This window comes from Pseudomonas extremorientalis (genome assembly GCF_024584605.1).
GTDB classification, from domain to species: domain Bacteria; phylum Pseudomonadota; class Gammaproteobacteria; order Pseudomonadales; family Pseudomonadaceae; genus Aquipseudomonas; species Aquipseudomonas extremorientalis.
Genome location: NZ_CP089519.1, coordinates 5,780,875 through 5,793,388, shown reverse-complemented (window position 1 = coordinate 5,793,388; position 12,514 = coordinate 5,780,875). Strand labels below are relative to the sequence as shown.

Here is a 12,514-nt window from a genome sequence, read left to right as displayed (position 1 = left end):
GGTCGCGGATTATAACGATGGTTTCCCCGCTGTGCCATCCGAAAAATCCTCAATGCTTATACGAAGAAACGTAGCAGCAAAAAGCTCCGGCGGTAGCGGCAGGCTGACGATGTAGCCTTGCATCTGTTCGCAGCCTTCCGCAGCGAGGAAGGCCTGCTGTGCGGGGTTCTCCACGCCTTCGGCGATGATGGTGAATTGCATGCTGTGGCCCAGGGCGATGATGGCGCGCACGATGGCGGCGTCGTGGGGGTCGTCGGGCAGGCCGCGGACGAAGGATTGGTCGATCTTCAGGTAATCCAGGGGCAGGCGCTTGAGGTAGCTGAGGGAGGAGTAGCCGGTACCGAAGTCATCGATTGCCAGTTGTACGCCGAGGTCTTTGAGTTGGTGCAGCACCTCCAGCGCTTCTTCGGCCTGGCTCATGATGAAGTTTTCGGTGATCTCCAGTTGCAGGCAGCCCGGGTCGAGTTGGTAGTCGCGCAATAGCTGTTCGATGCGCGCCAGCAAGCCGGGGTGACGCAGTTGGGCGCCGGCCAGGTTCACCGACAGTGGGCCGAACTCGTCGAAGGTGCCTTGCCAGGCGTGCAGTTGTCGGCAGGCCTGTTCCAGCACCCAATCACCGATCTGCAGGATCATGCCGTTCTCTTCGGCGAGGGCGATGAAGTGTTCGGGCGGTACGTCGCCAAACGTGGGGTGATGCCAGCGGATCAATGCTTCGGCACCGATCAGTTCCTGGGTGATCAGGCTCCGTTTCGGCTGGTAGTACAGGGTCAGTTCGTTGCGCTCGATGGCGCGGCGCAGTTCATGTTCCAGCGCCACGCGCTCGTTGGCCTGGGCGGTGAGGTCGCGGGTGTAGCTTTCGACCCGGTTGCGCCCCTTGGCCTTGGAGCGATACATCGCGGCGTCGGCATTCTTGACCAGGGTGGCGACGTCGGTGCCGTCCTGCGGGTACAGGCTGGTGCCGATGCTGGCGCTGATAAAGAACTCGTGCTCGCCGGCCTGGAACGGCGGTGTAAAGCAGGCCAACAGCTTATTCGCCAGGTATTCGGCGTCACTCGCGTGTTGCAGGCCTGGGAGCAGGATGATGAATTCGTCGCCGCCGAGGCGTGCCACGGTGTCGATGTCGCGCAGTTGTTCCTTGAGGCGGACGGCGATGTCTTTGAGCAGCAGGTCGCCGATCGGATGGCCGAGGCTGTCGTTGATGTGTTTGAAGCGGTCCAGGTCAAGAAACAGCACGGCGCCCTGTTTGCCGGTTTCCTGGTGACCGTTGAGGGCGGCCTGCAGTCGGCTTTCGAACAGCGTGCGGTTGGGCAGGCCGGTCAATGGGTCGTGATGCGCCTGGTAGTCGAGGCGGGCCTGGGCCAGTTTGAGGCTGGAGATGTCGGCGAACACCGCGACGAAGTGCGTGATCAACTGGTCGCGGTTGCGCACGGCACTGATGGTCAGCCAACTGGGGTACAACTCGCCGTTCTTGCGACGGTTGGAAATCTCGCCTTGCCAATGTCCGTGGGCGGTCAATTGATGCCACATCGCCGCATAAAACGCGCTGTCATGCAGCCCGGAAGCGAGTAGGCGCGGGGTATTGCCGAGGGCTTCGGCCTCGCTGTAGCCGGTGATTTCACTGAAGGCACGGTTGACGGCGCTGATGTTCTGCCGGGTGTCGGTGATCAACACACCTTCGGCTGTGCTCTCGAACACGGTGGCAGCTTGTTGCAGTTTTTCCTGCATCAGTTGGCGTTCGGTGATGTCTCGGGCGATGGTCAGCATGCAGTCGTCATCGCCAATCGGCAGTGGGCGGCTGGATAGCTCGCACAAGCGAATCTGACCATCGCTGCGGCGTATGTGGCAGATGAAGTCGCGCACAAAGCCATCGCGCTGCATCAGTTCGAGCATGTGTTTGCGTTCGTTGAGGTCGACCCAGATGCCCAGGTCCAAGGTGGACTGATCGACGGAGGCGGCGCTGTTGAAACCTGTGATCCGGCTGAAACCATCGTTCACTTCTATCAGCAGGCCATCGCGCTGGCGGCTCAACAGCAAGCCGTCGGGGGAGGCGTGGAAGGCCTTGGCGAATTTCTCCTCGGAGGTTTGCAGCTGTTGCTGGGTTTCCTTGAGTTGGGTGATGTCGCGCACCACCACCACGATGGCCTCTGTAGTGTCGAGTTGAAACGGTTCGGCGGAAATCAGACCGGTGAAGGCCTGGCCATTGCTGCGCAGGAAGGGCATTTCCAGGTTGCGGATGCTGGTGGTCTGCAACCGCTGCAGCAGATCGGGGCCTGCGCCCTGGATGCCCCAGATGTTCAGCTCGGTAGCGGTTTTACCCACGACATGTTCGGCTGTCAGCCCGACCTGGTCCTCGAACGCTTTGTTCACCTCCAGCAGGCAGCCGTCGGACAGCCGTGCAATCACCAGGATGTCCGGGCATTGCTGGAACACCGAGGCGAACTTCTGCTCAGACAGTTGCAGGGCCTCTTCGGTGCGCTTTGCCTCACTGATGTCGATCATCAAGCCGCGCAGCACGGGCTCATGGCCGTGCTCGATCAGGCTGACGATATCACGCACCCACAAGCAACGGTTGTCAGCGGTGATGACCCGGTAATCAACGCTGTGGTCACGGTTGGCGCGGGTTTCGCGTTGGCAGTAGGATTCGGTGCGAATCAGGTCGGCGGGGTGAATGATGTTGCGCCAGAAGCCCGGAATCAGCCAGTGGGCCCGTGGGTAACCCAACAGTTCCTCAGCGTGGGGTGATACATAGCTGTAGGTGAAGTCGGTGACGCTGGCTTCCCAGGCAATCGCGGACAAGCTCTCCACCAGGCCGCGATAGTGGTACTCGCTGCTGCGCAGTTCCTGTTCGAGGGCTACGCGGCGGGAGATTTCCGAACTGAGCCGGCGATTGATCCGGATTACCACGGCCAGTACGGTGCTCAGCAGCAACACGGCGGGCAGGCCGTAAGTCAGCAAGTCGGTCCAGAAGGTGCGATGGTCGGTAAAGCTGCCGACCCAATGTTGCTGGATCGCGTCGGTTTCCTGCGGGCCAAGGTCGGCCAGTACCTTGTCGAGGATGCCCACCAGCATTTTGTTGTCGCGTGGTACGCCCATCGCCAACTGATAGCGGTAGGGCGTTTCGCCGCTGACGTACAAACCGTCGAGCTTGAGTTGGCGCAGGCTCCAGACGCTTGAGGCGAGGTCGCCGACGACCGCATCCACTTCGTCCGTGGCCAAGGCTTGCAGCGTCGAACTCACATTCGGCATGGCCACCAGGTTGAGGTCGGGATGGTGCGTGCGCAGCAGTTCATGGGGCGCGTAGTTTTCCACCACGGCAATCTTCAGCCCGTAGAGATCCTTCAGGTTGCGCGGTCTGGCCCCGCCTTCGTGGGCCAGGATGACGATGGGGAAATCCAGGTACGGGCGAGTGAACGCCATGTAGCCCTGGCGTTCGGGTGTGGACATGATGCCGGGCAGCAGGTCGAGCTGGTTGTTGCGGGCCAGCTCCAGCACCGCGCTCCAGTTCACCGGTTCGATCAGCTTGACCCGTATGCCCAGGCGATCCTGGATCAGGCGCACGTAATCCGCCGCCAAACCTTGGTAGCGACCTTCTTCGTCACGGTACTCAAAGGGTGGCCATGACGCGTCCACCCCCAGGCGCAGCTCCTGATGGTCCGCCAACCAGCCACGCTCATCATCAGTGAGAGTCAACGCGCCAGCCGTTGCGGTCCAGGTCAGCAGCGACAGCAGTAACACAGTCGGCAATCTGGGCATAACGGTCTCGTTATGGCACGGGGAATGTTTCGAGTGTAGACGGGCATTGCGGGGGAGGGGCGTTGCGAGGGATTTTATCTATACAAAACAAAACCCCCGGCCTGGGCCGGGGGTTCTGGTGTCACTCGTCGAGGAAGGAGCGCAGATGCTCGCTTCGCGTCGGGTGGCGCAACTTGCGCAGCGCCTTGGCTTCGATCTGACGGATCCGCTCGCGGGTCACGTCAAACTGCTTACCGACTTCCTCAAGGGTGTGGTCGGTATTCATGTCGATGCCGAAACGCATGCGCAGTACCTTGGCTTCACGGGCAGTGAGGCCGGACAGTACGTCGCGAGTCGCTTCTTTAAGACTCTCAACGGTGGCGACATCGATTGGCGACTGCATGGTCGAGTCTTCGATGAAGTCACCCAAGTGGGAGTCTTCGTCATCACCGATCGGGGTTTCCATGGAGATCGGCTCTTTAGCGATCTTCAATACCTTACGGATTTTATCCTCAGGCATTTCCATGCGTTCGCCCAGCTCTTCCGGGGTCGGTTCGCGACCCATTTCCTGCAACATCTGCCGGGAAATACGGTTGAGCTTGTTGATCGTCTCGATCATGTGCACCGGAATACGGATGGTGCGGGCCTGGTCGGCGATCGAGCGAGTGATCGCCTGACGGATCCACCAGGTGGCATAAGTCGAGAACTTGTAGCCGCGACGGTATTCGAACTTGTCCACAGCCTTCATCAAGCCGATGTTGCCTTCCTGGATCAGGTCGAGGAATTGCAGGCCACGGTTGGTGTACTTCTTCGCGATGGAGATCACCAGACGCAGGTTGGCTTCAACCATCTCTTTCTTCGCGCGGCGGGCCTTGGCCTCGCCGATCGACATGCGACGGTTGATGTCCTTGATCTCGGCTATCGTCAGACCGGTTTCGGTCTCAAGCGCAGTCAGCTTCTGCTGGCAACGGATGATGTCCGGCTGCAGGCGACCGATGGCTTCAGCGTATTTCGCCTTGCCTTTGGCCAGTGCGTCGGTCCAGCTTTCGTCTACTTCGTTGCCCGGGAACTGGCGCAGGAAGTCGGCACGCGGCATGCGGGCATCACGCACGCACAGTTGCATGATTGCGCGCTCTTGGGCACGCAGACGCTCCAGGGCACTTCGAACACGCTCAACCAGGCCTTCGAATTGCTTCGGCACCAGCTTGATCGGCATGAACAGCTCTGCCAGGGCCACCAACTCGGCAATTGCCTGCTTGTTGGCGCGACCGTGCTTTTTCAGGGCCTTGCGGGTGATTTCCATTTGATCGGAAACCGCACCGAAACGCTGGGCAGCGATGATCGGGTCCGGACCGCTTTCGACTTCGTCTTCATCGTCGCCGCTGGCTTCAGCGTCGTCGTCTTCGGAATCGTCGTCCGCTTTCGCAGCCTTGGCATCGACAGGCGGCGGTACTTCGGCGGCAGGCGGCGCAATGCCGTCATCCGGGTCGATATAACCGCTCAGGACGTCGGACAGGCGACCACCTTCGGTGGTGACGCGGGTGTACTCGGAGAGAATGTGGTCAACCGTGCCTGGGAAGTGCGCGATTGCGCCCATCACTTCACGGATACCCTCTTCGATACGCTTGGCGATTTCGATTTCGCCTTCGCGTGTCAGCAGCTCGACGGTACCCATTTCACGCATATACATGCGCACAGGGTCGGTGGTACGACCGATATCGGTCTCCACAGCAGCCAGCGCGGCAGCCGCTTCTTCTGCGGCAGCCTCGTCGGTATCGGCGTCCGCCAGCATAAGGGAATCCTTATCTGGCGCAGCTTCGAATACGTTGATCCCCATGTCGTTAATCATGCGGATGATGTCTTCCACCTGCTCTGGATCTGAAATATCCTCAGGCAGGTGGTCGTTGACCTCCGCGTAAGTCAGGTAACCCTGCTCACGACCGAGAACGATCAACTCTTTGATACGTGACTGCTGTTGCGCTTTTCCGGACATAACACCCTATCCACTGAAGGTCTTGGCGGGCAAAAAACAAGCCGAGGATTATACCCGAGCTATGACCTCACACGCCAGCTGAGGTCGGGTTTGATGCGGAAACATTCTGTTTTAAGAGGTCGCGCATCTGTTTTGCTATCTGAATTTGCTCTTCAGCCGACAATCCCGGCTGCCTTGCTCTCTTGATGAGTTCATCGAGGGTCTGCGTGTGCTGACCCGCAGATAACCTAGTAATGGTGTCTAAAAACTGTTGTTCAAGGTTGTCACCGTCAATTAGCCACTCCTTTTCCGCGAGCGCTTTGAGCAAGCGGCCTTGTTCGGTGCCATGCCAGCGAGCCATCAATTGAATTGAGTTTAGCTTAGGATTTTTCTGTACCGCCTCGATCAGGGCGATCAGTACCTGGGCGTAGGTGTTGCTCTCGTTGGCAAAGTGATCGGCGCTCTCGACCTTCTCCGCCAGATGCGGGTGGTGGATGAGCGTGCGCAGGGCAATCAGCGTCGGCGCTTCCACGGCAACCGGGGTGCGCGGGGCGTAGGCCTCATCGCCGTCACCGCGCTTGCCGTTCTTGCTCCAGGGTTTCTTGTCCCATTTCTTGCCGCCGGCACCGGGTTTCTTCGGCGTCCATTCCTGTTGGGGCGCGTAGGCCTCCTGGGGTTGGTGGAAGTCGGAGTAGTCCGGCATGGCGTCGTAATCCATGCCTGGGTCGTAGGCCGGTGGCGCTGCGTCATGCGGTGCGTTATGCACCAGCTGGCTGACGGCTTCGCCACTGAGCCCAGTGATTTCCAGCAGGCGCATGCGCATCAGGGACTTCAGGTTGGCGCCTGGGACCTTATCAATCAACGGTGCCGCGAGGGTAGCCATGTGGGCCTTGCCTTCGAGGGAGCGTGGATCTGCTTCTTCGGTCAGTTGCTGGAAGAAGTAGTCGGCCAACGGCTGCGCATGTTGATTGATGCGCGCGCGAAATGCGTCGGTGCCTTCGGAGCGCACCAGGGTGTCCGGGTCTTCGCCTTCGGGCAGGAACAGGAAGCGCGCACGGCGTCCATCCTGCAGGCTCGACAGCGTGGCTTCGAGCGCGCGCCATGCGGCATTGCGGCCAGCCTGGTCGCCGTCGAAGCAGAACAGCACGCTGGGCACCACGCGAAACAGGCGTTTCATGTGTTCTTCGCTGGTGGCGGTGCCCAGGGTGGCGACCGCGTTGCGCAAGCCTTGTTGGGCGAGCGCAATCACGTCCATATAGCCTTCAACCACGATGATCTCGTCGAGGTTGCGGTTGTTCTTGCGCGCCTCGAACAGGCCGTAGAGTTCCTGGCCTTTGTGGAACACCGGGGTTTCCGGGGAGTTCAGGTACTTGGGCTTGTCGTCTCCCAGCACCCGGCCACCAAAGGCGATGATGCGGCCGCGGCTGTCGCGGATCGGGAACATCACGCGGTCGCGGAAGCGGTCATAGCGTTTGCCGGTCTCGGCGTTCTCCACCAGCAGGCCGGCGTCGATCATGGCTTTTTGCTGGAGGGTGTCACTGCTCAGGTGCTTGTACAGGTTGTCCCAGCCGGGCGGGGCGAACCCCAGGCCGAAGTCGCGGGCGATTTCGCCGGTGAGGCCGCGTCCCTTGAGGTAGTCGACGGCGGCCTTGCGCTGCGGATGGCTTTTAAGCGCCTGACGGTAGAAGTCGGCAGCGGCGGTCAGCAGCGGGTACAGCGGCGAATCGGTGGGTTGCCGCGGTTTGTGCGGGCGGCCGCTTTCTTCGCGAGGGATTTCCATGCCGGCGGCTTTTGCCAGTTCCTCGACGGCCTGGGGGAAGTCCAGGTTGTCGTGGTCCATGATGAAGCCGAGGGCATTGCCGCCCGCGCCGCAGCCAAAGCAGTAGTAGAACTGCTTGTCCGGGCTGACGCTGAACGACGGAGTCTTTTCCTTATGGAACGGGCAGCAAGCGGTGTAGTTCTTGCCGGCCTTCTTCATTTGCACGCGCGAGCTGACCACATCGACGATGTCGGTGCGGTTCAGAAGGTCGTCAATAAAGCTCTGGGGAATCAGCCCGGCCATGGCGTTCTCGTCATCACTGCGTGTAAATGAGGGCCCGTGAGGTGTTCAAGCGCACGTATCGAGTGCTCGAGCATCCAGCGACTGCATGGGGTGTACGGAAGTGTATCTGCCGAATATTCACTGACGTTAGTTTCTGATCAGTCTTCGGTGTGGAAATGTTGCCCCGGCGCCCGGTCTTGGCCGGTGACGGGCCTCGGAAACGCCTCGTTGGGCGCAGTCGACACGGTTGGTCGGCTGTTTACAGAATGAGTGTGCTCGTCAGTAGCCTTGATAGGCTCGTCAGAAGAGACGTGCACCGCTGGCAAAAGAGCCAGTCCTGACGTGTGAAGCAGTTGTCTCGGTCGCATGTGCGGCGTCAACGGTGAAGCATCAAGCGATATCCGCAAATGCCATTAGCCCGGCTGAGGGCCGGGCTTGGCAGAAGCTTGCTACGAACGTCTGTGTATTAGTACAGACGAACGGCGCGGCGCTGTTCGCGCTGAACTTTCTTGGCGTGACGCTTAACAGCGGCTGCTGCTTTACGCTTACGCTCAGAAGTTGGCTTCTCGTAAAATTCGCGGCTACGAACTTCAGCCAGTACACCGGCTTTTTCGCAGGAGCGCTTGAAACGACGCAGAGCTACGTCGAAGGGTTCGTTCTCTTTAACTTTGACGGCTGGCATCCAGAGCTACCTTCTTTCATTACCGGGATCAACGTTCTCGTCGCAAAAAATTCGCGGCTGAGGTCGTCGGTTTTTAAGGGTTGCGGATGTTAACCCCTCATTGCCCGGAATGCAAAGCCTCTGATCGAAAACCGCTAGTCGGGAGGGGGAGTGGCGACTATTATGCGCGCCTTCGAATTCAGCCTCTACAAGGCGCAAACCCATGCTAGTACTGGGACTTGAAACCTCCTGCGACGAAACCGGTGTCGCACTTTACGACAGTGAACGCGGGCTCCTGGCCGATGCGCTGTTCAGCCAGATCGACCTGCACCGTGCCTATGGCGGCGTGGTGCCGGAGCTGGCCAGCCGTGATCACGTCAAGCGCATGCTGCCCCTGATCCGCCAGGTGCTGGACGAGGCCGGCTGCGTGCCGACCGAGATCGACGCTATCGCCTACACGGCCGGCCCCGGATTGGTCGGGGCCCTGCTGGTTGGGGCCTCTTGCGCCCAGGCGCTGGCGTTTGCCTGGGGCATTCCGGCGCTCGGCGTGCACCATATGGAAGGCCATTTGTTGGCTCCGATGCTGGAGAAAACCCCGCCACAGTTCCCGTTCGTCGCTTTGTTGGTTTCGGGCGGCCATACGCAGTTGGTTCAGGTGGATGGCATTGGCCAATACACCCTTTTGGGTGAATCCCTGGATGACGCCGCCGGTGAGGCGTTCGACAAGACCGCGAAGATGATGGGCCTCAATTATCCGGGTGGCCCGGAAATCGCACGCCTCGCCGAAAAGGGTGTTGCATGTCGCTACACCTTCCCGCGCCCGATGTGTGATCGCCCAGGCCTGATGTTCAGCTTCAGCGGCTTGAAAACCTCCGCGCTGAACACCTGGCAGCAGAGCGTCAGCGCCGGGGACGACAGTGAGCAAGCCCGTTGCGACATCGCGCTGGCGTTCCAGCAGGCCGTGGTGGAGACTTTGACCATCAAGTGCAAGCGCGCCCTGAAACAGGCGGGCATGAAGCGCCTGGTGATTGCCGGCGGCGTCAGTGCCAACAAGGCTTTGCGCACTTCGCTGGAAAAAATGCTCAGCGATATGAAGGGCGATGTGTTCTACGCACGTCCGGAGTTCTGCACCGACAACGGCGCGATGATCGCCTACGCCGGTTGCCAGCGCCTGCAGGCCGGGCAGCATGAAAACCTGGCGATCAGTGTGCAGGCGCGTTGGCCGATGGAGCAGTTGTCGCCGCTGTAACACCGCAACCTGAATTGACGGTATTTAAAAATGCCGTTCGCGCCCGGCAAACAGGTCGCGTAAATTGCCACGGTGGCGCCAGACGATCAGCAGTGTCAGCACGCTCATCGGCAGCAGCGCCGCCGGTTCTTGCCAAGCCAGTAGCGGCAGGGTGAGCGGGGTGGCGATCAGTGCGGCGAGTGAGCTGGTGCGGGTCAGGTAGAACGTCAACAGCCAGGCAAGTACAGCCAGTAATGCTGCCGGTGGGTAGATCCCCAGCAACATGCCGGCCGCCGTGGCGACGCCTTTGCCGCCACGAAAGCGGAAGTACAGCGGAAACAGATGGCCCAGGACCGCGCAGACGCCGATCCAGGCCTGTTGTTGCAGGGGCAGGCCGGCGAGGCTGGCGATCAGCACGGGCAACAAGCCCTTGCACAGATCGCCCAGTAGCGTCAGTACGGCGAGTTTCTTGCCGGCCAGGCGCAACATATTGGTGGCGCCGGCATTGCCTGAGCCACTCATTCGCGGATCGGGATTTCCCGTCAGGCGGCTGAGCAAAATGGCGAAGGACAGCGAGCCGAGCAGGTAGGCGAAGATCGCCAGTGACCAAAACATGCTAACTATTCCGGGCGAGGACGCCCTGATTCTAACGGGGCATCGCGCCCTTGTCGTGCTGCGGAGAAGAGTGCTTGGACAGAGTGTTTATCGAAGGCCTGGAAGTCGACACCGTCATCGGGGCCTACGACTGGGAGCGCGGAATCCGCCAATGCCTGCGCCTGGACCTGAGCTTTGCCTGGGACAACCGCCCGGCTGCGGCCGGTGACGACCTGACCCTTGCGCTGGATTACGCCAGCGTGTCCGCGCGCATCCAGGCCTTTGCCGAGCAATCCCAGTACCAACTGGTGGAAACCTTTGCCGAACGCCTCGCGCAAGTGTTGATGAATGAATTCCAGATTCCCTGGCTGCACCTCAAGCTGACCAAGCCTGGTGCCGTGCCGGCTGCCAAAGGCGTGGGCGTGGAGATCGAGCGCGGATGTCGCTAACTCAGGTTTACCTTGGCCTAGGCAGCAATATCGAGCGCGAGTCTCACCTGTGCGCCGGCTTGGATGCGCTGGCGAGTTTCTTGACCGATATGCGTTGCTCGGCGGTGTTCGAAAGCCAGCCGGTGGGCATCAAGAGTGGGCCGTTCTTCAATCTGGTGGTGTCGGCGTATACCGATCTGCCGTTGATGGAACTGGATCGCCGGTTGAAATTCATCGAGGCCGACAACGGTCGTTATGCGCCGGACCGCAAAGGGCTGCCGTTGGATATCGACGTGTTGTTGTATGGCGATCTGGTGGGCAATTTCGATGGTTTGGTTTTGCCGCGTGCGGAAATCCTGAAAAACGCCTTTGTGTTGTGGCCGCTATCGCTGATGGCGCCGGAACGCGTGCATCCTGAGGTGGGCAAGACGCTGGCCGATTTGTGGCGCGATACGCAGATCGACCAAGTGCTGGCGCCTGTCGCGTTTGAATGGCAGGGCCGACAACTGACGCCGGGCGCTCTCCTGTAGGAGCCGGGCTTGCTCGCGAAAAACCGGAGAGCGCTGCGTTATCGTTGACGTTCTTCGCGAGCAAGCTCGCTCCTAAATGAGTGCGTGTTGTTCCTTGTAGGTTTTTAGTGCCTTGAGCCGTTCGCGCTTGAGCGCCTCACCCAGCTCCGGGCCTTTGAAGCCTTTCTCCAGCAGGGGGGCCACCGCAACCTCGCGAGCTGCTTTTGCCGCTCCGCGCAAATAATCCGCCTGTGGATAACTTCTTTGCTCCAGACCCTTGCGGCCTCGGGCGTCCATCTCGCAGGCGACCACGAACTCTTCAAAGCGCTGTGGCCGCCGGTACACGTCGAAGCTTTGCAGCAACTCCAGCAATGTCGAGGCCTTCAGCTCCAGAGCGCGATGGCCGTGGGTGTGATATTGGCCCACCAGCAGTGCTAATTCCTGGCAATCCCTCGGCACCTTGAAGCGTTCGTTGACCGCCTTGATCAGCTTCAAGCCCCGGTGTTCGTGGGCGATGTGCTGCGGCAACTTATCCACAGGCGTCGTACCCTTGCCCAAGTCGTGGAGCAGGCAGGCCCAGCGCACAGTCAGTGGCTGTTGATGCAAAGCGGCTTGTTCTAGCACGCTGAGGGTGTGCACGCCGGTGTCGATTTCCGGGTGATGGGCTTCGGGTTGTGGCACGCCGAACAGTGCATCGACTTCGGGCATCAAGGTTTTCAGGGCCTGGCAGTCACGCAGTACCTGAATAAACACCTGAGGTTGATCTTCCATCAGCGCCCGGGAGATTTCTTTCCAGCTGCGCTCCGGCGTCAGGGCTTCCAGTTCGCCGGATTCGCTGAGTTGGCGCATCAGCTCCAGTGTTTCCGGCGCGACGGTGAACCCCAGGGGCGCATAACGTGCAGCAAATCGTGCCACTCGCAGTACGCGCAGGGGATCTTCGGCGAACGCCGGGGAAACGTGGCGCAGAATGCGCGCTTGAAGATCGCGTTGGCCGTGATAAGGGTCGATCAAGTTACCGTCATCGTCTTGCGCCATGGCGTTGATGGTCAGGTCGCGACGGATCAGGTCTTCTTCCAGCGTCACTTCGGGGCTCGCGTGAAACACAAAGCCGCCGTAACCCCGGCCACTCTTGCGTTCGGTGCGGGCGAGGGCGTACTCGTCGCCGTTCGTTGGATCGAGGAACACTGGGAAGTCTGCGCCCACCGGCTTATAGCCCTTGGCGAGCATCTCTTCGGCAGTCGCGCCCACCACGACGCGGTCAATATCGGTGACCGGGATGCCCAAGAGGCGATCCCGTACCGCACCGCCGACTTTATAGGTTTTCATGAAAAAGCCTCCGTTAGCGGCAC

General features: G+C 60.4%; 9 protein-coding genes. 3 read left to right on the top strand and 6 right to left on the bottom strand.

Annotated features, from left to right (window positions below; translation table 11 throughout):
* Window positions 1-9: 9 nt before the first annotated feature.
* From LUU92_RS26320 to rpsU, 4 genes are all read right to left on the bottom strand, one after another.
* The gene (locus LUU92_RS26320) at window positions 10-3,753 is read right to left on the bottom strand and encodes an EAL domain-containing protein (protein WP_257102847.1); all 3,744 of its coding nucleotides are present in this window, start codon (window positions 3,751-3,753) and stop codon (window positions 10-12) included.
* Between the two features lie 121 nt (window positions 3,754-3,874).
* On the bottom strand, window positions 3,875-5,725 hold the full coding sequence (gene rpoD, locus LUU92_RS26315; protein WP_071490246.1) for an RNA polymerase sigma factor RpoD: 1,851 nt from the start codon (window positions 5,723-5,725) through the stop codon (window positions 3,875-3,877).
* 67 nt (window positions 5,726-5,792) lie between these two features.
* Window positions 5,793-7,766, bottom strand: coding sequence for a DNA primase (dnaG, locus tag LUU92_RS26310; RefSeq protein WP_071490245.1), 1,974 nt, complete (start codon window positions 7,764-7,766; stop codon window positions 5,793-5,795).
* 445 nt (window positions 7,767-8,211) lie between these two features.
* The gene (gene rpsU, locus LUU92_RS26305; protein WP_002551877.1) at window positions 8,212-8,427 is read right to left on the bottom strand and encodes a 30S ribosomal protein S21; all 216 of its coding nucleotides are present in this window, start codon (window positions 8,425-8,427) and stop codon (window positions 8,212-8,214) included.
* Between the two features lie 202 nt (window positions 8,428-8,629).
* Here rpsU and tsaD point away from each other — a divergent pair, with 202 nt between their 5' ends.
* A complete protein-coding gene (gene tsaD / locus LUU92_RS26300; RefSeq protein WP_257102846.1) occupies window positions 8,630-9,655 on the top strand; it encodes a tRNA (adenosine(37)-N6)-threonylcarbamoyltransferase complex transferase subunit TsaD in 1,026 nt (341 codons plus the stop codon).
* A 24-nt stretch (window positions 9,656-9,679) separates the two neighbouring features.
* Here tsaD and plsY read toward each other — a convergent pair whose 3' ends face one another.
* The gene (gene plsY / locus LUU92_RS26295; protein ID WP_038843023.1) at window positions 9,680-10,249 is read right to left on the bottom strand and encodes a glycerol-3-phosphate 1-O-acyltransferase PlsY; all 570 of its coding nucleotides are present in this window, start codon (window positions 10,247-10,249) and stop codon (window positions 9,680-9,682) included.
* Between the two features lie 74 nt (window positions 10,250-10,323).
* Between plsY and folB the strand changes: the two genes are divergently transcribed.
* Both folB and folK read left to right on the top strand, forming a co-directional pair.
* A complete protein-coding gene (gene folB, locus LUU92_RS26290) occupies window positions 10,324-10,677 on the top strand; it encodes a dihydroneopterin aldolase (protein ID WP_071490243.1) in 354 nt (117 codons plus the stop codon).
* Window positions 10,668-11,186, top strand: coding sequence for a 2-amino-4-hydroxy-6-hydroxymethyldihydropteridine diphosphokinase (gene folK, locus LUU92_RS26285; protein WP_071490242.1), 519 nt, complete (start codon window positions 10,668-10,670; stop codon window positions 11,184-11,186). Before folB ends, folK begins: the two co-directional genes overlap by 10 nt.
* 72 nt (window positions 11,187-11,258) lie before the next feature.
* Here folK and LUU92_RS26280 read toward each other — a convergent pair whose 3' ends face one another.
* Window positions 11,259-12,491: a multifunctional CCA addition/repair protein gene (locus tag LUU92_RS26280; RefSeq protein WP_092242295.1), complete on the bottom strand. Its 1,233-nt coding sequence runs from the start codon at window positions 12,489-12,491 to the stop codon at window positions 11,259-11,261.
* Window positions 12,492-12,514 lie beyond the last annotated feature (23 nt).